Source organism: Agromyces subbeticus DSM 16689, assembly GCF_000421565.1.
Lineage (GTDB): Bacteria > Actinomycetota > Actinomycetes > Actinomycetales > Microbacteriaceae > Agromyces > Agromyces subbeticus.
Map to the genome: position 1 here is coordinate 325,656 of NZ_ATXG01000003.1, position 21,094 is coordinate 346,749.

At 69.8% G+C, this 21,094-nt stretch carries 23 protein-coding genes; 19 read left to right on the top strand and 4 right to left on the bottom strand.

Annotated elements, in window-relative coordinates; genetic code table 11:
- Positions 1 to 105: 105 nt before the first annotated feature.
- Positions 106 to 528, top strand: a complete 423-nt coding sequence (locus H521_RS0107680) for a hypothetical protein (protein WP_156891300.1) — start codon at positions 106 to 108, stop codon at positions 526 to 528.
- Positions 513 to 2,024: a hypothetical protein gene (locus H521_RS0107685; RefSeq protein WP_022892447.1), complete on the top strand. Its 1,512-nt coding sequence runs from the start codon at positions 513 to 515 to the stop codon at positions 2,022 to 2,024. Before H521_RS0107680 ends, H521_RS0107685 begins: the two co-directional genes overlap by 16 nt.
- Here the strand turns inward: H521_RS0107685 and H521_RS0107690 are convergent.
- Positions 1,987 to 2,373, bottom strand: a complete 387-nt coding sequence (locus H521_RS0107690) for a phage holin family protein (protein ID WP_022892448.1) — start codon at positions 2,371 to 2,373, stop codon at positions 1,987 to 1,989. The two genes, H521_RS0107685 and H521_RS0107690, sit on opposite strands and share 38 nt — an antisense overlap.
- Positions 2,374 to 2,425: 52 nt before the next feature.
- On the opposite strand from H521_RS0107690, the gene H521_RS0107695 reads away from it, so the two are divergent.
- The 4 genes from H521_RS0107695 (at position 2,426) to H521_RS0107710 (ending at position 7,359) form a co-directional block, all read left to right on the top strand.
- On the top strand, positions 2,426 to 3,562 hold the full coding sequence (locus H521_RS0107695; RefSeq protein ID WP_026482045.1) for a histidinol-phosphate transaminase: 1,137 nt from the start codon (positions 2,426 to 2,428) through the stop codon (positions 3,560 to 3,562).
- 16 nt (positions 3,563 to 3,578) lie between these two features.
- On the top strand, positions 3,579 to 4,724 hold the full coding sequence (locus H521_RS0107700; RefSeq protein WP_022892450.1) for a thiamine pyrophosphate-dependent dehydrogenase E1 component subunit alpha: 1,146 nt from the start codon (positions 3,579 to 3,581) through the stop codon (positions 4,722 to 4,724).
- A 128-nt stretch (positions 4,725 to 4,852) separates the two neighbouring features.
- Entirely contained in the window at positions 4,853 to 5,812 is a 960-nt protein-coding gene (locus H521_RS0107705) for an alpha-ketoacid dehydrogenase subunit beta (RefSeq protein WP_040424162.1), read from the top strand.
- A 65-nt stretch (positions 5,813 to 5,877) separates the two neighbouring features.
- Positions 5,878 to 7,359 (top strand): dihydrolipoamide acetyltransferase family protein, encoded by a 1,482-nt coding sequence (locus tag H521_RS0107710; protein WP_022892452.1) that lies wholly within the window; start codon positions 5,878 to 5,880, stop codon positions 7,357 to 7,359.
- 61 nt (positions 7,360 to 7,420) lie between these two features.
- Here the strand turns inward: H521_RS0107710 and H521_RS22125 are convergent, their stop codons facing one another.
- On the bottom strand, positions 7,421 to 7,906 hold the full coding sequence (locus H521_RS22125; RefSeq protein ID WP_022892453.1) for a GNAT family N-acetyltransferase: 486 nt from the start codon (positions 7,904 to 7,906) through the stop codon (positions 7,421 to 7,423).
- A 155-nt stretch (positions 7,907 to 8,061) separates the two neighbouring features.
- On the opposite strand from H521_RS22125, the gene H521_RS0107720 reads away from it, so the two are divergent.
- From H521_RS0107720 to H521_RS0107755, 8 genes are all read left to right on the top strand, one after another.
- Positions 8,062 to 9,183 (top strand): metal ABC transporter substrate-binding protein, encoded by a 1,122-nt coding sequence (locus H521_RS0107720; RefSeq protein ID WP_022892454.1) that lies wholly within the window; start codon positions 8,062 to 8,064, stop codon positions 9,181 to 9,183.
- A 4-nt stretch (positions 9,184 to 9,187) separates the two neighbouring features.
- Positions 9,188 to 9,991, top strand: coding sequence for a metal ABC transporter ATP-binding protein (locus tag H521_RS0107725; protein ID WP_022892455.1), 804 nt, complete (start codon positions 9,188 to 9,190; stop codon positions 9,989 to 9,991).
- 46 nt (positions 9,992 to 10,037) lie between these two features.
- Positions 10,038 to 10,958: a metal ABC transporter permease gene (locus H521_RS22130; RefSeq protein WP_022892456.1), complete on the top strand. Its 921-nt coding sequence runs from the start codon at positions 10,038 to 10,040 to the stop codon at positions 10,956 to 10,958.
- Entirely contained in the window at positions 10,958 to 11,800 is an 843-nt protein-coding gene (locus tag H521_RS22135) for a metal ABC transporter permease (RefSeq protein ID WP_022892457.1), read from the top strand. The genes H521_RS22130 and H521_RS22135 overlap by 1 nt, the downstream gene beginning before the upstream one ends.
- Positions 11,797 to 12,228, top strand: coding sequence for a Fur family transcriptional regulator (locus H521_RS22140; protein WP_022892458.1), 432 nt, complete (start codon positions 11,797 to 11,799; stop codon positions 12,226 to 12,228). The genes H521_RS22135 and H521_RS22140 overlap by 4 nt, the downstream gene beginning before the upstream one ends.
- A gap of 341 nt (positions 12,229 to 12,569) precedes the next feature.
- A complete protein-coding gene (locus tag H521_RS22145) occupies positions 12,570 to 13,964 on the top strand; it encodes a quaternary amine ABC transporter ATP-binding protein (protein WP_084512106.1) in 1,395 nt (464 codons plus the stop codon).
- Positions 13,961 to 14,884 (top strand): ABC transporter permease, encoded by a 924-nt coding sequence (locus H521_RS22150; protein WP_084512068.1) that lies wholly within the window; start codon positions 13,961 to 13,963, stop codon positions 14,882 to 14,884. Before H521_RS22145 ends, H521_RS22150 begins: the two co-directional genes overlap by 4 nt.
- A gap of 83 nt (positions 14,885 to 14,967) precedes the next feature.
- Positions 14,968 to 15,864: a glycine betaine ABC transporter substrate-binding protein gene (locus H521_RS0107755; RefSeq protein WP_026482048.1), complete on the top strand. Its 897-nt coding sequence runs from the start codon at positions 14,968 to 14,970 to the stop codon at positions 15,862 to 15,864.
- 73 nt (positions 15,865 to 15,937) lie between these two features.
- Here H521_RS0107755 and H521_RS0107760 read toward each other — a convergent pair whose 3' ends face one another.
- A complete protein-coding gene (locus H521_RS0107760) occupies positions 15,938 to 16,330 on the bottom strand; it encodes an MmcQ/YjbR family DNA-binding protein (protein WP_022892460.1) in 393 nt (130 codons plus the stop codon).
- Positions 16,331 to 16,592: 262 nt separating this feature from the next.
- Between H521_RS0107760 and rpmB the strand changes: the two genes are divergently transcribed.
- From rpmB to H521_RS0107785, 5 genes are all read left to right on the top strand, one after another.
- Complete coding sequence (rpmB, locus tag H521_RS0107765) at positions 16,593 to 16,829, top strand: 50S ribosomal protein L28 (protein ID WP_022892461.1); 237 nt, start codon at positions 16,593 to 16,595, stop codon at positions 16,827 to 16,829.
- Positions 16,829 to 16,996: a 50S ribosomal protein L33 gene (rpmG, locus tag H521_RS0107770; protein WP_022892462.1), complete on the top strand. Its 168-nt coding sequence runs from the start codon at positions 16,829 to 16,831 to the stop codon at positions 16,994 to 16,996. Before rpmB ends, rpmG begins: the two co-directional genes overlap by 1 nt.
- A gap of 3 nt (positions 16,997 to 16,999) precedes the next feature.
- Complete coding sequence (gene rpsN, locus H521_RS0107775) at positions 17,000 to 17,305, top strand: 30S ribosomal protein S14 (protein WP_022892463.1); 306 nt, start codon at positions 17,000 to 17,002, stop codon at positions 17,303 to 17,305.
- 248 nt (positions 17,306 to 17,553) lie between these two features.
- On the top strand, positions 17,554 to 17,841 hold the full coding sequence (locus H521_RS0107780; RefSeq protein ID WP_022892464.1) for an HU family DNA-binding protein: 288 nt from the start codon (positions 17,554 to 17,556) through the stop codon (positions 17,839 to 17,841).
- Between the two features lie 132 nt (positions 17,842 to 17,973).
- Positions 17,974 to 19,953, top strand: a complete 1,980-nt coding sequence (locus tag H521_RS0107785) for a bifunctional copper resistance protein CopD/cytochrome c oxidase assembly protein (RefSeq protein WP_022892465.1) — start codon at positions 17,974 to 17,976, stop codon at positions 19,951 to 19,953.
- A gap of 17 nt (positions 19,954 to 19,970) precedes the next feature.
- On the opposite strand, the gene H521_RS0107790 is transcribed toward H521_RS0107785, so the two are convergent.
- Positions 19,971 to 21,017, bottom strand: a complete 1,047-nt coding sequence (locus tag H521_RS0107790; RefSeq protein WP_156891301.1) for a hypothetical protein — start codon at positions 21,015 to 21,017, stop codon at positions 19,971 to 19,973.
- Between the last annotated feature and the right edge of the window lie 77 nt (positions 21,018 to 21,094).

Here is a 21,094-nt window from a genome sequence, read left to right on the forward strand (position 1 = left end):
GCTGCCATGCTCGCACTCCCCCTCAACAGGCGCTGCGTCGCCTCGATGACCCCGTACGCGAGCCGCGATCGACGAGCGGATGCCGCGGCGCTTGAGACTCGGAGCATGTCCGACTCCGACTACCTGATCTCGGCTCTCACCGGCACCCCGGCCACCGCCGAGCGCGCCGATGCGGCCGAGCGTCATCTCGTGATGCTTCGGCCGCTGCTCGGCGAGGTGCGCGAGCGCTGGCCCGTGATCCTGCCGGCGGGCGCTGCCGGCTGGCGCTCGACGGCGGCCGAACGCTACCTCGAACGACTCGCCCAACTGCGCTCCGCGCTCGCCGCGGTCGAACTGGCGCTCGCCGCCGGCGAGACCGAGCTCGAGGCGTGCATCGCCGGCATCCGTGCCGAGCTTGCGGAGCATGAAGCAGCCGTTCGCGCCGAAGAGCAGCGCGCGCTCGACCTGCAGTCGAGCTCGGATCGCCACGACGCCTCACACGTGCAGCGGGCCGACCTCGACGGAGCCGCGGCGTGGGCGACGCGCTGACCGTCTCGGGCGGAGGCTCCACCGCGGTCGCGGTCGATGAGCTGTTCGCCGAGGCGGTGCGACTGGCGACCGTCGAGCACGTGGTCGCCGACTTGTCGGCGCGGGCCGGCGTGATCACGCGCGGGCTCGCCGAACTCGACCTCGCTCGAGGCTCGGCGTGGGGTGTGCAGCCCGACCCCTGCCGGCAACTCGACGAGGCGATCCGGCGACTCGCCGCCGCGCACGCCGAGGCAGGCCTGCTGCGGCAGTCGTTGCTCGAGAGCGCCGAACGCTACGGCTTCACCGAGCACATGGTGGGCGCGCTGTGGGGCATGGCCGGGCGGGTCGGGGCCTGGTTGCTGGGCTGGTCGGCACCGCTCATCGTCGGGGCGGCGCTGCCTGCGATCGGCATCTGGGCGGCCACCGGCTCGGGCGGCGCCCTCGAAGACTGGCTCGCAGAGCACCCCGAGCTGCTCTCCGACCCGGCGTTCGTGCGCCTCGTGCGCACCGCCGCCGACTCAGCCGACGAATTCGCCGCGGGCCTCCTCCACCTGCCGAGTTCACTCACCCAGGCCGGGGTCGGCATCGGAGCACCCGAGAACGCGTCGATGCTGCTGGCCGCGGCCGGCCTGGTCGGTGCGGTTGCGGGCAGCCGGGTGCTCGTCGACGCCCCCGTGCGCGTGACGAGGGCGCTACCCGACGGGCAGCGGGTCGCCCGCGGTGACCGGCCGACGGAGCTGCGGTCGGTCTCGGCTCCGGTCTCGGCTTCGGTCCCGGCCCCGACCGGCATCGCCGACCTGGTCGCGCGCATTCCGGCGACCGACGACGATGCGCAGATCCGGGTCGAACGGTACGGCGGTGCCGACGACCCCCGTTGGGTCGTCTACATCGGCGGCACGGTCGATCTCGGTTTGACGGCCGGGGCCCAGCCGAACGACATGACGAACAACCTGCACGGCATCGCCGACGACTCGCCGCTCGACGCCCTGCGAGTCGTCGGTGAAGACTCCGGGGCCGGCGACCGCGCCGTGCGACTCGCGTTGGCCGAGGCCGGGGTGCAACCCGGAGACCCGATCTTCCCCATCGGCCACTCGGGTGGCGGCGTGAACGCCGCCGGGCTCGCCGGTGATCCCGAGTTGAACGTGGTCGGGGCGGTCAGCGTGGGCGGCCCGGTCGCGTCGGCGCCGCTTCGCGACGGAGTGCCGCTGCTGTCGCTCGAGCACGAGGAAGATCTCGTGCCCGCGACGGGCGGTGCGGGGCATCCTTCGCCCGACCGGCTGACGGTCTCACGCAGCGTGCTCGAGCCCGGCGTCGACTACGAGACGGCGCTGCCGGCGCACGAACTCTCTCGCTACCGGCAGACCGGTGCGCTCATCGACGCGTCTGAGGAGCAACGCCTCGTCGAGTTCCGCGAGCAGCTCGCGACGTTCACCGGCTGCGGCACCGGCGAGATGAGCCGGTGGATCGGCACCCGCGACGTCAGCTCTTCGACGACGGACGAACCACGAGGCCGATGAGCCAGCTGATGAGACCCAGCACCAGCGCGCCGAGCACGCCCCACCAGAAGCTGTCGACCACGAGGCCGAAGCCCATGAGATCGCTGATCCAGTCGACGAGCAGCAGCAGCAGGCCATTGACGATGAAGGAGATGAGGCCGAGCGTCAGCACGTAGAGCGGGAAGGCGACGATCCTGATGAGGTTGCCGATGATCGCGTTGACGAGTCCGAAGATGAGCGCGACGAGCAGGTACGTCAGCACCGAGGCGATCGTGGTGTTCTCGTACGGCACCACGTTGACGCCGGCGACGATGAGGGTCGTGAGCCAGAGGGCGAACGCGACGACGATGACCTTCACGATGAACCGCATGGCTCCAGCTTGGCAGAACGGGCGCGGCGGGCGAAGGGGTACGGTGGAATTCGTGACCGCACAGGAGCCCACGGGCGAGCGCGTACGCCTGCGCCCCGAGATCGCCGCCCTTCCGCCGTATCGTCAGGGGCGCCCGGCGCCGGCCGACGGCTTCAAGCTCTCGAGCAACGAGAACCCGTTCGATCCGCTGCCCTCGGTCGTCGAGGCGGTCTCCGCGTCGGCCGCGCACATCAACCGCTATCCCGACGCCACGGCGCTCGCGCTTCGCGAACGGCTCGCCGAGCGATTCGGCGTCACCGCCGACGAGGTGCTCGTCGGCGCAGGTTCGGTCTCGCTCCTCGCCCAGTTCATCCTCGCGGCTGCGGCCCCCGGTGACGAGGTCGTCTACTCGTGGCGCTCGTTCGAGGCCTACCCCGGCCTCGTCACGGTCGCCGGGGCCACGAGCGTGCCGGTGCCGAACCGCGCCGATCACGGCCACGACCTCGATGCGATGGCCGCAGCTGTCACCGAGCGCACGCGGGTCGTCATCGTGTGCTCGCCCAACAACCCCACGGGCGTCACCGTGACCGCCGCCGAGTTCGAGGCGTTCATGGCCGCGGTGCCGAGCGACCGGCTCGTGCTGCTCGACGAGGCGTACATCGAGTTCGCGAACGCTGCCGCGGCAGGCACCGCAGGCGACACCGCCGCCCCGGTCGACGGTCGCACGCTCATCGGCCGCTACCCGAACCTCGTGGTGCTGCGCACCTTCTCGAAGGCCTACGGCCTGGCCGGCCTCCGCGTGGGCTATGCCGTCGGGCCGATCGAACTGCTCGACGCGGCGCGCGCCACGGCCATTCCGCTCGGGGTCACGGCGGCCGCGGCATCCGCTGCCCTCGCCTCGCTCGAGCCGACCGCCGAGGCAGAGTTGCTCGAGCGGGTCGCGACCATCGCCGAGCGGCGCGACCGCGTGCGCGAGGCGCTGCTCGAGCAGGGCTGGCCGCTGCCCGAGGCACGCGGCAACTTCCTCTGGCTGCCGACGGGCGAGGCCACGACGGCCGTCGCCGACCGGCTCTTCGACGCTGGGCTCGTCACCCGAGGGTTCGCGCCCGAGGGCATCCGGGTCTCCATCGGCGAAGAGGAGTCTGTGGAGATCCTCCTCACGATTCTCAGTGAGCTTGTACCTGCGTCACAAGAAGGGCTCCCCGCCTAGCGGGTAGCGTGGAACGGTGGCAGCCCGCGAAAGAGAGTTCACCGCGCCGACGGTCCAGCTCCTGACCCCCGAGGGCGCACTCCGCCCCACCCCCGAAGCCGAGGCCTACCTCCCGCTCGTCGAAGCCCTCAGCGACGCCGAGCTCGAGCGCTTCTACCGCGACATGGCGGTCTCCCGCCGCATCGACGTCGCCGGCGCCAACCTGCAGCGGCAGGGTCAGCTCGCGCTGTGGGTGCCGAGCCACGGGCAGGAGGCGGCGCAGGTCGGCTCCGCGCACGCAGCGCGCCCGCAAGACCACTTGTTCCCGTCGTACCGCGAGCACATCGTCGGCATCATCCGCGGCCTCGACCCCGTGCGCATCCTCGCGCTCCTGCGCGGCGCGACGCTCGGCGGGTGGAATCCCGAGGAGAACGGCAACTTCCACCTCTACACGCTCGTGCTCGCCTCGCAGACGCTGCACGCCACGGGCTACGCCATGGGGCTGCAGTTCGACGGCGCCACCGCGACGGGCGACCCCGAGACGGATGCCGCGGTGCTCGTGTACTACGGCGACGGCGCCACCTCGCAGGGCGACGCGAGCGAGGCGCTCGTCTTCGCGTCGAGCTACCAGACCCCGCAGGTCTTCTTCATCCAGAACAACCAGTGGGCGATCTCGGTGCCGGTCTCACGGCAGTCCCGCAGCCCCCTGTCGCTGCGCGGCGGCGGATTCGGCATGCCGGGCATTCGCGTCGACGGCAACGACGTGCTCGCGAGCTACGCCGTGACCCGGCAGTCGCTCGAAGAGGCCCGCGCGGGCGAGGGCCCGAGCCTGATCGAGGCCCTGACCTACCGCATGGGCGCGCACACGACGGCCGATGACCCTACGAAGTACCGCACCGACGACGAGGTCGCCTACTGGGAGGCGCGCGACCCGATCCCCCGGTATCGCACCTGGCTCGAGGGCCGCGGCGCGTCAGCCGAGTTCTTCGCCGACGTCGACACCGAGGCGGGCGACATCGCCGCCGACCTGCGTCGTCGTGCGCTCGAACTGCAGGCACCCACGCGCGAGGTGATCTTCGAGCACGTCTACAGCGAGCCGCACCCGCTCATGGCCGAGCAGGCCGAGTGGCTGCACCGCTTCGAGACCTCGTTCGACACCGCACCCGACGGGAGCGCGGCATGAGCGCCCGCACCGAAGAGGAGACCCACGTGACGGATGCCGCTACCGACGCCGCGCCGATCGGCACAGCCTCGGCCGACGCCGCCGTGACGACCGACGGCTCGGGGGTGCGCGGCGTGCAGACGCTCTCGATGGCCAAGGCGATCACCGCCGGCCTTCGCGACGCGATGCGCGCCGACGACAAGGTGCTGCTCATGGGCGAAGACATCGGCCCGCTGGGCGGCGTCTTCCGCGTGACCGAGGGTCTCTCGGCCGAGTTCGGCGAGAAGCGCGTGCTCGACACGCCGCTCGCCGAGTCGGCGATCGTGGGCACCGCCATCGGGCTCGCGATGCGCGGCTACCGTCCGGTGATCGAGATCCAGTTCGACGGGTTCATCTTCCCGGCGTTCGACCAGATCACCACCCAGCTCTCCCGCCAGACCCTGCGTCACGACGGCAGCGTCTCGATGCCCGTCGTCATCCGCGTGCCCTACGGCGGGCACATCGGCTCGATCGAGCACCATCAAGAGAGCCCCGAGGCGTACTTCGCGCACACGCCCGGCCTGCGCGTGGTGAGCCCGTCGAACCCGCACGACGCCTATTGGATGATTCAAGAGGCGATCCGCTCCGACGACCCCGTACTGTTCTTCGAGCCGAAGAGCCGCTACTGGCCGAAGGGGCCGGTCGACCTCGACCACACCGGGCTCCCGCTGCACGCGAGCCGCATCATGCGGCCAGGCACCGACGTGACGGTCGTCGGCCACGGCGCGATGATCGCGACGTTGCTGCAGGCCGCCGACATCGCCGCCACCGAGGGCCGCAGCCTCGAGGTCGTCGACCTCCGCTCGCTCTCCCCCATCGACTACGGCCCCCTGCTCGACTCGGTGCACCGCACCGGCCGGCTCGTGGTCGCGCAAGAGGCGTACGGCAACGTGTCGATCGGGTCCGAGATCGCCGCGACGGTCGCCGAGCGTGCCTTCTACGCGCTCGAGGCGCCGGTGCTGCGAGTGTCGGGCTTCGACACGCCGTTCCCGCCGGCGGCGCTCGAAACCGAGTTCCTGCCGAGCCCCGACCGGGTGCTCGAGGCCGTCGATCGCGCCCTGGCCTACTGAGGCGCCGCGCGGCGCGCGGCATGACATGACGACGACGGCATAGACCGACTGCGAGGGTAAAGAACATGAGCGAGATCCGATTCCCCCTCCCCGACGTCGGCGAGGGTCTCACCGAGGCCGAGATCGTGCAGTGGCGCGTCGCGCCCGGCGACCGCATCAGCCTCGACCAGGTCTTCGTCGAGATCGAGACGGCGAAATCGCTCGTCGAGTTGCCGAGCGCGTTCGAGGGCGTCGTCTCCGAACTGCTCGTCGACGAGGGCAGCACGGTCGACGTCGGCACCCCCATCCTCGTGATCCAGACGGATGCCGCGGGGCTCGCGGCCGGCGAACCCGCGGGCGGTGCGCCCGCAGCCGGCTCGCTCGCGGGTGGCACGACGCCCGTGGCGACGCTCGACTCCGCCCCGTTGCCTCCCGCTCCCGCCACGGCGCCTGTCGCCGCAGCCGCCGCCGGGGCGCCCGCCGCCTCTGCTTCCGCCGAAGAGAGCGGAGCAGTGCTCGTCGGCCACGGCAGCTCGGGCCCGGCTGCGACGCGGCGTCGCCGCCACCATACGCCCGACGGCGCGCACGGCCACCTCGCTCCCCCGGCTCCCACGCCTCCGGCCCCGCCTGCAACGGCCGACACGGCCGGTGCCGCGGCGGCGGCAGCGACATCCGCTGCCGCGACGACCGCGCGCCAGGCCGCACGCGTGCCCGTGATCGCGAAGCCTCCGATCCGCAAGCTCGCGAAAGACCTCGGCGTCGACCTGTCGAGAGTCGCGCCCACGGGACCGATCGGTGACATCACCCGCGATGACGTGATTCGCGAGGCCAGCCAGGCCAGTGTGTTCCGCAACATCCAGACGCCCGAGTGGCCGTCGGGTCGCGAAGAGCGCGTTCCCGTGAAGGGCGTGCGCAAGGCGATCGCGAACGCCATGGTGCAGAGTGCGTTCCAAGCGCCGCACGTCAGCGTCTTCGTCGATGTCGATGCGTCGCGCACCATGGAGTACCTCAAGCGACTCAAGGCCTCCCCCGACTACGCGGGCGTGCGCATCTCGCCGCTGCTCATCATGGCAAAGGCGATGATCTGGGCGGTGCGTCGCAACCCCACCGTGAACGCGCAATGGACCGACTCCGAGATCGTGGTCAAGCACTACGTCAATCTCGGCATCGCCGCGGCGACGCCGCGCGGCCTCATCGTGCCGAACGTCAAAGAGGCGCAGGCGATGACGATGGTCGAACTCGCGACCGCGCTCGAGCAGCTCACCCTGACCGCACGCGAGGGCAAGACGCAGCCTGCCGAGATGCAGAACGGCACGATCACGATCACGAACATCGGCGTGTTCGGCATGGATACCGGAACGCCGATCCTGAACCCCGGCGAGGTCGCGATCGTCGCCCTCGGCACGATCAAGCAGAAGCCGTGGGTCGTCGACGGCGAAGTGCGTCCGCGCTTCGTCACGACGATCGGCGCCTCGTTCGATCACCGTGTGGTCGACGGCGATGTCGCGTCGCGGTTCCTCGCGGATGTCGCGTCGATCATCGAGGAGCCTGCCCTCCTGCTGGAGTAACCGGCTTCAGGGGTTTCGACGCAGAGTTCGGCTCGGGCGGGTCGCAAACTCCCGTGACGGGTTACAGCTGCAGTTCGTACGTGATCGCCTCGGGCGTGCGCGAGGCCTGCGTGAAGCCGGCGCTCTGCAGTGTGTGCCGCGCGGGCAGGTTGCCGACCTCTGCCTCGGCGCGCAGGATCGCGACGCCGGCGGTGCGGCAGAGCTCGATCACCGCGGCGACCGCGTGCGGAGCGAGGCCCTGGCCGCGCACGGCCGGCACGAGGCCGAACGCGAACTCGACGGCTCCGTCGTCGCCGGGCGGACCGAACAGGTTCACTCCCCCGATGGCCGCGCCGTCTTCGCCGCGCCGCACCAGGTACGGGCCGAAGGGCATGGGGTCGCCGTTCTCCTGCACCGCACGAAGGTATTCGGCGAGCAGCTCGGGCTCGTCGGTGAAGGCGTAGGCGCCCTCCCACCCATCGTGCGGGTCAACCTCGCCGGCGAGCACCCGCTCGGCGTCGGCGACGGTGAACGGATGCAACGTGAGCGGGGTCGTCGTCGTATCCACGTGCTTCACTCTCCCACGTCGATGCGACACTCGCCAGATCTGTGCACAGGATGACGGTGGGAATGCGCGATACGCCCTCGAATGTTCACTTGGTGTGCGACCGACTGCATTCTCGTGGTTTTGACAATCATTATCAATAAGCCTACGGTGGAATCATGACCGCCCGATCCAGTGCCCGCCGCCGCCATCTGCTCACCCCGATCGCCGGCGGGGCGGCGCTCGTCGCGTCGACCATGGTGCTCGCCGGGTGCGCCGCGCCCGCGGCATCCGACGATGCAGACGGCCCGAAGATCGTGGCGACGACGACCCAGGTCGGCGACTTCACGCGCGAGCTCGTCGGCGACACGGCATCGGTGACCCAGCTGCTCTCCCCCGGCCAGAGCGCTCACAGCTTCGACCCCTCGGCGGCGCAACTGCTCGCGCTCACGAACGCCGATGCGCTCGTCGTCAACGGCGCGGGACTCGAGAGCTGGCTCGACGACGCCATGCAGGCCTCGGGTTTCGACGGCGAGCTGATCGACGCGAGCACGGGCATCGAGCTCTTCGGCACCGAAGACGAGCACGGCGATGAAGCCGCCGACGAGCATGCCGATGAGGCCGAAGCCGCCGAGACCGAAGCCGCCGATGAGCATGCCGATGAGCACGCCGACGAGACAGCAGACGAGCACGCCGAAGACTCGCACGACGACCACGGCCACGGCGAGGGCAACCCGCACATCTGGACCGACCCCGAGCTCGCCGAGCAGATGGTCGAGAACATCGCGCACGGCCTCGCCGAAGTGCCGGGCGTCGATGCGGCCACGATCGAGGCAAACGAGTCCGACTACCTCGCCGACCTCGACGCCCTCGACGGCTGGATCGACGAGAACGTCGCAGCCGTTCCCGCGGCCGACCGTCTGCTCGTGACCAACCACGACGCCTTCACCTACTTCGTCGATGCGTACGACATCACGTTCGTCGGCAGCGTCATCCCGAGCTTCGACGACAACGCGGAGCCGAGCGCCGCAGAGATCGACGACCTGGTCGCGAAGATCGCCGCCACCGGCGTGAAGGCTGTCTTCTCCGAGGCGTCCATCTCGCCGAAGGCGGCCGAGACGATCGCGAGCGAAGCAGGAGTGACCGTGTACTCAGGTCCCGACGCGCTCTACGGCGACTCGCTCGGTGTCGCGGGCAGTGACGGGGAGACCTACCTCGGCAGCCAGCTGCACAACGGACGCCTGATCCTCGAGTCGTGGGGTGTGACGCCTACCGCAGTGCCCGAAGCACTGCAAGGATGACACCATGACCGTTCCACCCGTGCTGCGTCTGCGCGGTGCCGCCTTCACCTATCCGGGCGGCGCCGGCGTCAGCGGGCTGCAGCTCGACATCTCGCCGGGCGAGGCGGTCGCGCTGATCGGGCCGAACGGCGCCGGCAAGTCGACGCTGCTGAAGGGCATTCTCGGCCTCGTGCCGAAGACGGCGGGAACGATCGAACTCGGCGGCGCGCGCGGCGCGGCGCCTGCGCCCATCGGCCGCATCGGCTCAGCACATGCCGCGAGTGGAATGATCGCCTTCCTCCCTCAGTCGGCCGAACTCGACCCCGACTTCCCGATCAGCCTCGAGCAGGTCGTCATGCAGGGGCGCTATCGAGGCCTCGGGCTGTTCCGCTGGCCAGGTCGCGCCGACGGCGCCGCCGTGCGTCATGCACTCGAGACCGTCGGCCTCGCCGAACTGGCCCGCCGTCCGTTCGGAGAGCTGTCGGGCGGGCAGCGCCAGCGCGGTCTGCTCGCACGCGCCCTCGCCTCCGAGCCGGCGCTGCTGCTGCTCGATGAGCCGTTCAACGGCCTCGACCAGGCCAATCGCGACGCGCTCGTCGATACCATCCGCACCTTGAAGACCCGCGGCGTCGCGGTGCTCGTCTCCACTCACGACCTCGAACTCGCGCGACTCGTCTGCGACACCGTGGTGCTCGTCAACGGCACCCAGCTCGCGAGCGGCCCCGTCGACGAGGTGCTCACGCTCGGCAATGTGCAGGAGTGCTTCGAGGGTCTCGAGGTCGAGCTCGATGAGCACACGCTCGTCGTGCCGGGCCACGAGGGCCACTGAATGCCGCGAACGACATATACGCGGGCAGACCGTCGGGCGGTGACGGATGTCGCTGACTGACGCCCTCTTCGGCGCCTTCGCGATTCCGTTCATGGGTCGTGCGCTGCTCGTCATGCTGGTGCTCGCCGTCGTGGCCGGAGTCGTCGGCGTGCTCGTGAACCTGCGCGGCCTCGAGTTCATCAGCGACGGGCTGACGCACGCGGTCTTCCCCGGCCTCGCGATCGGCCTCGCCGTCGGCGGCACTGCAGGGCTCTTGCCCGGTGCCGCCATCGCGGCCCTCGCCGGCGCCCTCGCGCTCACGTGGCTCGACCGAGCGGGCATCACCTCCGACGCCGCCATCGCGATCGTGCTCACCGCGACGTTCAGCATCGGCGTGATCGTGGTCTCGCGCAGTGACGACTACGCCGGTGAGCTCGAGGCGCTGCTCTTCGGTCGCGTGCTGACGATTCCGCCGGCCGAGGTGGTGCCGCTCATCATCGTGAGCCTCGCGGCACTCGCCATGGTGCTGGTCACCCTCAAGCAGCAGCTCTACCGGGCCTTCGACGCCAAGGGCAGCCGCGCCGCGGGCGATTCGGCACTCGTGCTCGACCTCGTGCTGAACTCGGCGATCGCCCTCGTGGTGGTGGCCGCGGCCAGCACGATCGGCACGCTGCTCGTGCTCGCCCTCCTGATCGTTCCCGGTGCCGTCGCGCGCCTCGTGACGGCGCGGCTGTGGTGGCTGTTCCCGGTGGCCGCAGTCTTCGCCGCCGTCGCGGCCTGGCTCGGCCTGGCGCTGGGCTACGCCGTCTCGGTGGGTGCCGGCGTCGACCTGCCGGCCGGCAGCACGGTGGTCGCGGTCTTCGTCGTCGGCTACGGGCTGGTGCTGCTCGGCAGCAGTGTCTTCGGCCGGCGCCTGCGGGGGAGTGGTGGTCTCGAGCCGGATTCTTCATCATCGGGCGCTCCTCGACCAGCGGGGGTGGCGCGCTGATGGGGTACTTCGAGCGCGCACTGCTCGCCGCCGTCGTCATCGGTGCCGGCGCCGGCTTCGTCGGGGCGCTCGTCGTCGTGCGTCGTCGCACCTTCTTTGCGCAAGCGCTCACACACGGCACCTACCCTGGGGCGGTCGCGGCGGCTGCCCTCGGGGTGAGCGTGCCGGCGGGCGCCGCCGTGGCATCCGTCGCCCTCGTCGCCGTGATGGCCGGCATCGCCCGCGTTCGCCGGCAGGGGGCGCAGGTCGCCGCCGGCATCGTACTCACCGGCGGGTTCGCGGCAGGTGCACTGCTGCAGGCGCTGATCCCGGGCTTGCCGGTGCGAGCGGAATCGCTGCTCGTGGGCTCCATCCTCACGGTCAGCGACGGAGATATTCTGCTTGCGGCATCCGTCGCGGTGGTCGCCGTCATCTGCGTCGCGCTGTTCGGCACCCGCATCGCCTTCTCGACCTTCGATCCGCACGGGTTCCGTGCCGCCGGGTTCCGCGAATGGCCCGTCGAGCTGCTCGTGCTCGGCCTCACCGCGGCATCCGTGGTGAGTTCACTACCGGCCGTCGGCGCGATCCTCGCCATCGCCCTGATCGCCGCTCCGGCTGCGGCCGCGCGGCTGGTCGTGACGTCGTTCCGCGGGCTGCTGTTCGCCGCTCCGGTCATCGGTGCAGCCGCAGGCGTGCTCGGTGTCCTCGCCTCGCGCGGCCTCGCGATCGCGGCAGGCCCCGCCATCGCTCTCGCGGCGACCGCCTTCTTCCTGCTGTCTCTGGGAATCTCCAAGCTGAGGGCGCTACCGTTGAAGCGAGTCGCCATACCGGTGGAGACCGCAGAGGACGCACGCATCACATGAAGCGAAACACCTGGCAGCGAGAAGCAGTTCGCGAAGCCCTCGATGACACCGAGGGGTTCATCAGCGCGCAGGCGTTGCACTCGACGCTGCACGCGAGCGGCTCGCCGATCGGGCTCGCCACGGTCTATCGCGCCCTCGGCGACCTCGCCTCGAATGGCGAAGCGGATTCGCTGCAGTCGCCAGACGGTGAGGCGCTGTATCGTGCCTGCAGCACGACTGGCCACCATCACCACCTGATCTGCCGCAACTGCGGCTTGACCGTCGAGATCGCGGCCGATGAGGTCGAGGCGTGGGCGAAGGCGGTGGCCGCCGAGCACGGGTTCACCGGCGCGGCACACGTGGTCGACGTCTTCGGGCTGTGCGCCAACTGCACCCTGCTGCAGGCCGCCGGTGATACGGCGAAGCTCGCAGCCGCACAAAAACCCTGATCAAGGCTTACTTCACTCGATTCGATTTGGGTTGTGCCAACGGCCTCGATACGGTGGACCGTGGTCCTGCAAGACCGCATCGCCCAGTCCGCGTTCCAACATTCCGAAATCGGCATGCTGGAACGTACGGTTCGGCGGCAGAGCGCCCGGCCCCGATGGCCGCGTGCGACGAAGACCTGATTCGCCCGGAGACGCAGCAACGTTCCGCGCTTGAGTTCGGCCTTCCGAATCGGCCGCCAACCCGGCCGTGACCCATGAGCTCGCCCTACCGAGCGATGCCGTGCACGTTCGTCGTGCACGTTCGTCGTGCACGGAATCCGGCGAGCCGGGAGCACCCGTATATGACCGAAACATCAGCCATCGAGGTTCGACGCCTCACCAAGTTCTTCGGCCGCAAGCCGCGTGAGGCCCTCGAACGGCTGCGCGGCGGGGCCACCCGCTCCGAGCTCGCCCCGCTCGGCACCGCGGCAGTGATCGACGCCGACTTCGACGTGCAACGCGGCGAGATCTTCGTCGTGATGGGCCTCTCGGGCTCCGGCAAGTCGACGCTCATCCGCACCCTCAACGGCCTGCTCGAGCCGACGGGCGGCTCGGTGACGGTGATGGGGGAGACGATCACCGGCATGAGCCCGAAGCGCCTGCGCGAGGTGCGCCGCAAGCACGTCTCGATGGTCTTCCAGCACTTCGCCCTGCTGCCGCACCGCACGGTGCGTGAGAACGCGGCCTACGGCCTCGAGATCCAGGGCGTGCCCGCCGCCGAGCGTCGCGCGCGCGCCGAGCACATCCTCGAACGCGTCGGACTCGGGGGATGGGGCGACAAGATGCCCGCAGAACTGTCGGGCGGCATGCAGCAGCGCGTCGGCCTGGCCCGCGCACTGGCCTCCGACACCGACATCCTGCTCATGGACGAGGCCTTCTCTGCCCTCGACCCGCTGATCCGCAAGGAGATGCAGGAGCAGCTCGTCGAGCTGCAGCAGGAGCTCGGCAAGACCATCGTCTTCATCACGCACGACCTCAACGAGGCGATGTTCCTCGGCGATCGCATCGCGGTCATGCGCGACGGCCGCATCGTGCAGCTCGGCACGGCGGAGGAGATTCTCACCGATCCCGCCGACGACTACGTCGCGCAGTTCGTGCAAGACGTCGACCGCTCGCGCGTGCTCACGGCAGGCAACGTGATGGAGGCGCCGCGCGCCGTCGTCACCGCTTCGGCGGGCCCGCGCGCCGCTCTGCGCTCGATGCGCGACCTGCAGACCTCGATGGTCTTCGTGGTCGGCAGCGGCCGGCGTCTGCTCGGCGTCGTGCACGACCGCGACGTGCTGCGGCTCGTGCAGCGCGGCGAGCGGTCGCTCGAATCGGTCATCAGTGACGACCACCCCGTGGTCGGGGCCGACGAGCACCTCTCCGAGCTCTTCGAGAGCGCGGTCGAGAGCCAGCTTCCGCTCGCCGTGGTCGACGAACAGGGCCGCCTGCTCGGCGCCGTGCCGCGCGTCACGCTGCTCGCCGCCCTCGGCAACGTCTCGTCGAACACCGCAGAGCACACCGTCATCGAGATGCCCGCCACGATTCCCGTCGACGTCATCACGGCGACCCTGCACCGCACGGCACGCCCGGAGACGGCGGTGGCCGACGCCGCCGATGCGACAGCCGTAGCCGTCGCTGCCGCCGAGGCGGCCGACATCCGTGCCGAGGTGCTGATGCGAGCGGATGCCGCGGGGGAGAGGAGCCCGGCATGAGCGACTTCCGACTTCCTCTCGGCGACTGGGCCGACGCGTTCATCCAGTTCGTCACCGACGTCTTCGGCGGGTTCTTCTCCGTCGTGCGCGCCATCTTCGCCGGGTTCTACGAACTCGTCGACCTCCTGTTGCAGACCCCGCCGTTCTGGGCCGTCATCATCGTGCTCGCCGCGATCGCCTGGCTCGCGAAGGGCTGGAAGCTCGCCGTCGGCACGACCGTCGGCCTGCTCGTGATCGTCGGTGTCGACCAGTGGCAGAACGCGATGTCGACGCTCGCCCTCGTGCTCGTGGCCTCGCTCATCGCGGTCGTCATCTCGGTGCCGCTCGGTGTGCTCGCCGCCCGCTCCGACGTCGCGTCCAAGGTGATCCGTCCGGTGCTCGACTTCATGCAGACGATGCCCGCGATGGTCTACTTGATCCCCGCACTCATCCTGTTCCGGGTCGGCGTGGTGCCGGGCATCGTCGCGACGATCATCTTCGCGATGGCGCCCGGGGTGCGGCTCACCGAGCTCGGCATCCGCGGCGTCGACAAAGAGGTGGTCGAGGCCGGTCAGGCGTTCGGCTCCTCGCCGTGGCGCATCCTGCGGCAGATCCAGCTGCCCCTCGCGATGCCGAGCATCATGGCCGGCGTCAACCAGGTCATCATGCTCTCGCTCTCGATGGTCGTCATCGCCGGCATGGTCGGCGCGGGCGGTCTCGGCGGGCAGGTCGTGCAGTCGCTCACGCGCATCGACGTCGGGCTCGGCTTCGAGGCGGGCCTGTCGGTCGTGATCCTCGCCATCATCCTCGACCGCGTCACCGGCGCGCTCGGCACCAAGCGGGCGCCGCGCCGTCGAGGCGTGCAGTCGCCGACGACGGATGCCGCGGAGCCGCTCGGCCCCGAGGCTGAGCGTCTGCCCGCGGCATCCGCCAACGCCTGAACCGGCAGCGGAACCCTCGTCGCGCGGAATCGCGCGACGCTCCCCAACACCCGTGACCACAGCACACGGGAGGAAAGGAACATATGAAGAAGCGCACCCTCACCGGAGCACTTGCACTCGGAGCCGTCTCGGCTCTGGCACTCAGCGGCTGCGCCGGCGGCGCAGCGGCGGAGACCCTCGAGAACGGCGACCAGAAGGACCTCACGATCGCCGTGTTCAACGGCTGGGATGAAGGAGTCGCCGCGAGCGAGCTCTGGAAGGCCGTGCTCACCGAGCAGGGGTACGACGTCACCCTCGAGTACGCCGACCCGGCTCCCGTCTACACGGGGCTCACGACCGACGACTACGACGTGACCCTCGACACCTGGCTGCCGATCACGCACGCCGACTACATCGAGCAGTACGGCGATGACCTCGTCGACCTCGGCGCCTGGAACGAGGACGCGAAGCTCACCATCGCGGTGAACGAGGATGCTCCGATCGATTCGCTCGACGAGCTCGCCGCGAACGCAGACCTCTTCGGCAACCAGCTCGTCGGCATCGAGCCGGGCTCTGGCCTGAACCGGGTCACGACCGACGAGGTCATCCCGACGTACGGGCTCGACAAGATGGAGTACCTCACGAGCTCGACGCCCGCGATGCTCGCCGAACTGACCGCGGCCACTGAGAACGGCGAGAACATCGCCGTCACGCTGTGGCGCCCGCACTGGGCGTACGACGCATTCCCGCTGAAGGACCTCGAAGACCCCGAGGGCTCGCTCGGCGACGCCGAGGGCATCCACTCGTTCGGCGGCAAGAGCTTCGAGCAGGACTACCCGACGGTGGCCGGCTGGCTGAAGAACTTCACGATGGATTCCGAGCTGCTCTTCTCGCTCGAGAACGCCATGTTCAACAGTGACGCTGATTCCGACGACTACGCACCGGTCGTCGAGCAGTGGATCGCCGAGAACCAGGAGTACGTCGACACGCTCACGAAGTAGCGCGAGACGACCAGAAGTAGCGCGAGTCGAACAGGCGGGTGACGGATGCCGCGGCATCCGTCACCCGCCTCGCTCAGTCGGGATACGTGCGGAAGTACTCCCGCAAGAGCTTCGCCGGCGCCTTGACGGCCCACGCCTCCGCCATGACCTCTTCGAGCCGGCGTCTGGAGATGCGGTCGAGCCGCACGAGCACCGCGGAATAGCCGTCGAAATGCCGCGTCGTGAAGAACGTCGACCGGTCGTCGGCGATGAGTGCGTGCTTGACCGCTTCGTCTTCGGTCGCGGCGCTCAGCACCGGTCCCGTCTGCGCGGTGATGCCGAGCGAGTCGAGGTCGGCGCGTCGCAGGGGCCGCTCCCAGACGAAGGTCTTGGCGCGCACCTTCCACTGCAGCGTGCCCCGCGGCACGTGCTCGCTCGTCTCCGGCAGCGCGAGCGCGATCTCCCGCACGTCGTCCCACGTGGCCATGGGCGAAGGCTACGCCGTCGGATGTCGCACCGCATCGATCCCGGGACGGCTGGGACATCCGCTCGAGCGCGGGGTCAACCCGCTCGGTTCGGCCGCCCCAGCCGCGTCTGGTAAGCTGGCTCGTTGGCTGGGCACTTCCACTGCCCATGCCGCGACACTCCCCATCGAAACCGTGCGAGAAATCGCCGGCTTCAGCGTGGGGAAGGTCAGCAGACAAGAGACCTTGGGAGGGGCATCCGCCCCTCGGTATTGGAGGAAACCAATGGCAGCAGTGTGCCAGGTGACTGGAGCCGTTCCCGGCTTCGGGCACAACATCTCGCACTCGCACCGCCGGACGAAGCGCCGCTTCGACCCGAACGTGCAGAAGAAGACCTATTTCGTGCCGTCGCTTCGTCGGAACATCACCATCAACGTGTCCGCCAAGGGCATCAAGGTGATCGACGCTCGTGGCATTGAGGCAGTGGTCAAGGACATGAAGGCACGTGGGGTGAAGATCTAATGGCGAAAGCACAAGACATCCGCCCGATCATCAAGCTTCGGTCGACCGCCGGCACCGGGTACACCTACGTGACCCGCAAGAACCGCCGCAACAACCCCGACCGTCTCGTGCTCAAGAAGTACGACCCCGTAGTGCGCAAGCACGTCGACTTCCGAGAGGAGCGCTAAGACATGGCGAAGAAGAGCAAGATCGCGCGCAACGAACAGCGCAAGGTGATCGTCGAGCGGTACGCCGCGAAGCGCCTCGAGCTGAAGAAGGCGCTCGTCGACCCGAACGGCACCGACGAGTCCCGTGAAGAGGCTCGCAAGGGCCTGCAGAAGCTGCCTCGCAACGCTTCGCCGATCCGCGTGCGTTCGCGCGATGCGATCGACGGCCGCCCCCGTGGCGTGCTCACGAAGTTCGGTGTCTCGCGTGTTCGTTTCCGCGACATGGCGCACCGTGGCGAGCTGCCCGGCATCACCAAGTCGAGCTGGTAAGCAGCACCGCAGTTCTGAGCGAACGGGACGTCCTTCGGGGCGTCCCGTTCGTCGTTTCCGCACGCCGAGAGCGAACTTGAGGGCGACACGCCGAGGCGAAGCTGCCCGAAACGGCCGGAAATCCGCGGGATTCCGGGGAACTCTGTTACATTCGAGGCGGCCTGAAGGGCCACGGGGGCGGTTGAACGATCGTTCCTGAGAACTCACAACTGCTGTACCGAACAGCGAACGTCCGAGGAGGACATTCAATGGCTGACAAGTCGCTCAACAAGACCGAGCTCGTCGCGAAGGTCGCAGCGTCGACCGGACAGAGCCAGGCAACCGTCGACGCCGTTCTCGGCGGCCTCTTCGAGGCGCTCGCCGAGTCCGTGTCCTCGGACACCAAGGTCTCCATCCCGGGCTGGCTCGCCGTCGAGCGTACGTCGCGTGCCGCGCGCACCGGCCGCAACCCGCAGACCGGCGCCGAGATCCAGATCCCGGCCGGTCACTCGGTCAAGATCTCGGCCGGCTCGAAGCTCAAGGCTGCTGCGAAGTAACTGCGACTTCATCGATGGGGCGTGCGGCGTGAGCCGTGCGCCCCTTCGTCTTGCCCCTTCGTCTTGCCCCTTCGTCTTGCCCGGCCGCTCGCTCTGGGCTGGCGCTCGGGTGGCGGCGTCTAGGCTGGTGCGGTGCCTCGCTCTGTCCGAGTGCTCGGCCCTGCCGCGCTCATCGCCGTCGCCCTCGCCGCGACGTTCGCCGGCCTCGCGTTCGGCGGGGGAGCGGCTGAACAGCTGATCCAAGACCCCGGTCCGATCGCCCGCTACGGCGTGCCGGTTGCGAAGCTCTTCGTCAACCTGGGCGCGGCCGGCATGATCGGTGCGCTCGTGCTCGCGGTCTGGGCGCTCAGCCCGAAGCGACGCGAGTTCGACGTGGCGCTCGATGTCGCCGCGGCATCCGCTGCCGTGCTGACGGTCGCGAGTGCCGCGAGCGGGCTCTTCACGTTCCTGCTCGTCACGAGCGTGCCCTTCGAGCTGAGCGACGCCTTCGGCCAGAAGCTCGGCCAGTTCGTCACGACGATCGAGCTCGGGCAGGCCTGGCTCACGACGACGCTCGTGGCGGCCGCCGTCGCGGTGCTCTGCTTCGCCGTGCGCAATCACACGGCGCTCGTCTTCGTGACGGTGCTCGCCGTGGCCTCGCTCGTGCCGCTCGCGCAGCAGGGGCACGCGGCCGGTGCGGCGGGCCACTCGGCGGCCATCACGGCGCTCGGTCTGCACCTCGTGTTCGCGGCCGTGTGGCTCGGCGGGCTGCTGACGATGGTGCTGCTGAAGCGCGAGCTCGGGCCGAAGCGCCTGGTCGTGGTGCTTGCGCGGTACTCGACCGTGGCGCTCATCTGCTTTCTGGTCGTCGCGCTGTCGGGGTACGCGAGCGCCGAGCTGCGCATCGGATCGTGGGAGCAGCTCGCCACGCCCTATGGCGGGCTCGTCGTCGCGAAGGTCGCGGCCCTCATCGCGCTCGGCGCGTTCGGTGCGGCGCAGCGGCGGTTCCTGATCGGGCGGATGTCGCGGGGTGCGGGTGGCGGCTCGGGCCGGGGCGGCGCGTTCTGGTGGCTCGTCGTCGCCGAGCTCGCCTTCATGGGCTTGGCCTCGGGCGTGGCGGCGGCGCTCGCCCGCACGGCGACGCCGGTGTCTGAAGAGACCGGCACGCTCGCGCGCACGCCCGCCGAGATCCTCACGGGCGAGCCGCTGCCGCCGTGGCCCGAGTGGACGCGGTACTTCACCGAGTGGAATCCCGACCTGATCTGGCTGCTCGCCTGCGGGTTCGGCATCTTCTTCTACCTCGCAGGGGTGCGGCGCCTGCGCAAGCGCGGCGACCACTGGCCCGTCTACCGCTCGGTGCTGTGGGTCGCCGGCCTCCTGCTGCTCGCCTACGTGACCAACGGCGGCGTGAACGTCTACGAGCAGTACCTCTTCTCGGCGCACATGCTCGCGCACATGGTGCTGACCATGGCCGTGCCCGTGCTGCTCGTGCCCGGCGCGCCGGTCACGCTCGCCGCCCGCGCCATCCGTGCCCGCAAAGACGGAAGCCGCGGTGGTCGCGAGTGGATCCTGCTCGCCGTGCACTCCAAGTTCGCGGGCATCATCGCGAACCCGATCGTGGCGGCGGTGCTGTTCGCCGGCTCGCTCTGGGTGTTCTACTACTCGCCGCTGTTCCGCTGGACCATGCTCGACCACATCGGCCACGAGTGGATGATCGTGCACTTCCTCATCACGGGGTACCTCTTCGTGCAGTCGCTCATCGGCATCGACCCGGTGCCCTACCGGCTGCCGTACGCGTTCCGGCTGGTGCTGCTGCTCGGCACGATGGCGTTCCACGCGTTCTTCGGCCTCACCATCATGTCGAGCACCGGGCTGCTGCTCGCCGATTGGTACGGCGCGATGGGCTGGGGCACCGACGCGCTCGTCGACCAGCAGCTCGGCGGCGGCATCGCCTGGTCGATCGGCGAGATCCCGACGGTGGCGCTCGCGATCACCGTGGCCGTGCAATGGGCGCGCAGTGACGAGAAGGAGTCGAAGCGACGCGACCGGCACGCCGACCGCACGGGCGACGCCGAGCTCGAGGCGTACAACGCGCAGCTCGCGGCGATCGCCGAGCGCGACGGGCGGGGGTAGCGGGGCTCGACCGGCAGCTACCTGAGCTGGATCGCGATGTCTTCGTCAGGCTGAATCGTCGCCGAGAGGGCGAGCGTGAACGGCCGGTCTTCTTCGAGGGTGAACCGGTGCCCGTCGAAGAGCGACTGCACCTCGACCGAGATGTGGGCGACGCCCTCGGTCGGCGGCATGTCGAACGACGTCTCGCCGGGCGTGAGCGTCACCTGCGGCAGGCTCACGATGCTCCAGACCGGGTCGCCGACCACGCGGTCGTCGATCTCGATGCCGAAGGGGCACTTCGCCGGTTGCAGCACGGTCTGCGTCGCGCACGCGGCGAGGAAGCCGTCGACCTTGAACTGCACGCGCTCGACGAAGGCGGCCGTCGGCTGCGCGTCGACCGTGACGGGAACGCGAGCCGCGGCATCGGCCTGCAGCTTCGCCGGCACCGCCTCGAGCAGCACCGAGTTGTACGAGAACTCGTAGACCGCCGGGGCGATCGCGAGGTACGGCGTGACCTGGGTGAAGGCGGCGAGTTCGTCGCCGGTCTTGGTCGCGCGAGCGTCGAGCGTGAGGGTGCCGACGGTGAAGAAGGGGTTGTGCGCAGCGGTCACGTCGACGATCGCAAGCGGGCTGACCGCGAACTCCCACCGGTTGAGCACGCCGTAGAGCGGGGTGATCGGCCGCACGTCGAACGAGGACTCGATGATCGCGTCTTCGAGCCGGTAGCTGGCGGTGACGGTGTGCGTGCCGTCTTCGTGGGCGACATCGCTCATGATGCGCACGTCTTCGGGCCCCGACTCGACGACACCGGTGCGCAGCATCGCGGTCGAGACGTCGGCCGGCAGGCCGAGCGCCTCGAGCTCTGCGGCATCGAGCGCGACGCCCGGCGTCGTCGACGCGGTGGCGATGTCGTCGTTCGCGATGGCCGAGAGGTAGCGCTCGATGAAGCTCGACGCCCCGTAGACGGTCTGGTTCAGCGAGCCGAGCGCGGCGAGGAAGGCGCCGACGACGAGCACCGCGAGACCGGCCCAACCGGCGACGGCCAGCGGTGAGACTCGACTGGCACGTACCCCGGAGCTCCCCACCCGGCCAAGTCTAGATGGGCGGCAGTGGGCGGGACTGAGGATATCCCCAGCCCGCGCATGCCCGCCCGGCACGAGGC

Coding starts and splice junctions, on each gene's coding strand:
- H521_RS0107680 (WP_156891300.1), top strand. CDS start 106: ATGTCCGACTCCGACTACCTGATCTCGGCTCTCACCGGCACCCCGGCC.
- H521_RS0107690 (WP_022892448.1), bottom strand. CDS start 2,373: ATGCGGTTCATCGTGAAGGTCATCGTCGTCGCGTTCGCCCTCTGGCTC.
- H521_RS0107705 (WP_040424162.1), top strand. CDS start 4,853: ATGGCCAAGGCGATCACCGCCGGCCTTCGCGACGCGATGCGCGCCGAC.
- H521_RS0107710 (WP_022892452.1), top strand. CDS start 5,878: ATGAGCGAGATCCGATTCCCCCTCCCCGACGTCGGCGAGGGTCTCACC.
- H521_RS0107720 (WP_022892454.1), top strand. CDS start 8,062: ATGACCGCCCGATCCAGTGCCCGCCGCCGCCATCTGCTCACCCCGATC.
- H521_RS0107725 (WP_022892455.1), top strand. CDS start 9,188: ATGACCGTTCCACCCGTGCTGCGTCTGCGCGGTGCCGCCTTCACCTAT.
- H521_RS22130 (WP_022892456.1), top strand. CDS start 10,038: ATGTCGCTGACTGACGCCCTCTTCGGCGCCTTCGCGATTCCGTTCATG.
- H521_RS22135 (WP_022892457.1), top strand. CDS start 10,958: ATGGGGTACTTCGAGCGCGCACTGCTCGCCGCCGTCGTCATCGGTGCC.
- H521_RS22140 (WP_022892458.1), top strand. CDS start 11,797: ATGAAGCGAAACACCTGGCAGCGAGAAGCAGTTCGCGAAGCCCTCGAT.
- H521_RS22145 (WP_084512106.1), top strand. CDS start 12,570: ATGACCGAAACATCAGCCATCGAGGTTCGACGCCTCACCAAGTTCTTC.
- H521_RS22150 (WP_084512068.1), top strand. CDS start 13,961: ATGAGCGACTTCCGACTTCCTCTCGGCGACTGGGCCGACGCGTTCATC.
- H521_RS0107755 (WP_026482048.1), top strand. CDS start 14,968: ATGAAGAAGCGCACCCTCACCGGAGCACTTGCACTCGGAGCCGTCTCG.
- H521_RS0107760 (WP_022892460.1), bottom strand. CDS start 16,330: ATGGCCACGTGGGACGACGTGCGGGAGATCGCGCTCGCGCTGCCGGAG.
- rpmB (WP_022892461.1), top strand. CDS start 16,593: ATGGCAGCAGTGTGCCAGGTGACTGGAGCCGTTCCCGGCTTCGGGCAC.
- rpmG (WP_022892462.1), top strand. CDS start 16,829: ATGGCGAAAGCACAAGACATCCGCCCGATCATCAAGCTTCGGTCGACC.
- rpsN (WP_022892463.1), top strand. CDS start 17,000: ATGGCGAAGAAGAGCAAGATCGCGCGCAACGAACAGCGCAAGGTGATC.
- H521_RS0107780 (WP_022892464.1), top strand. CDS start 17,554: ATGGCTGACAAGTCGCTCAACAAGACCGAGCTCGTCGCGAAGGTCGCA.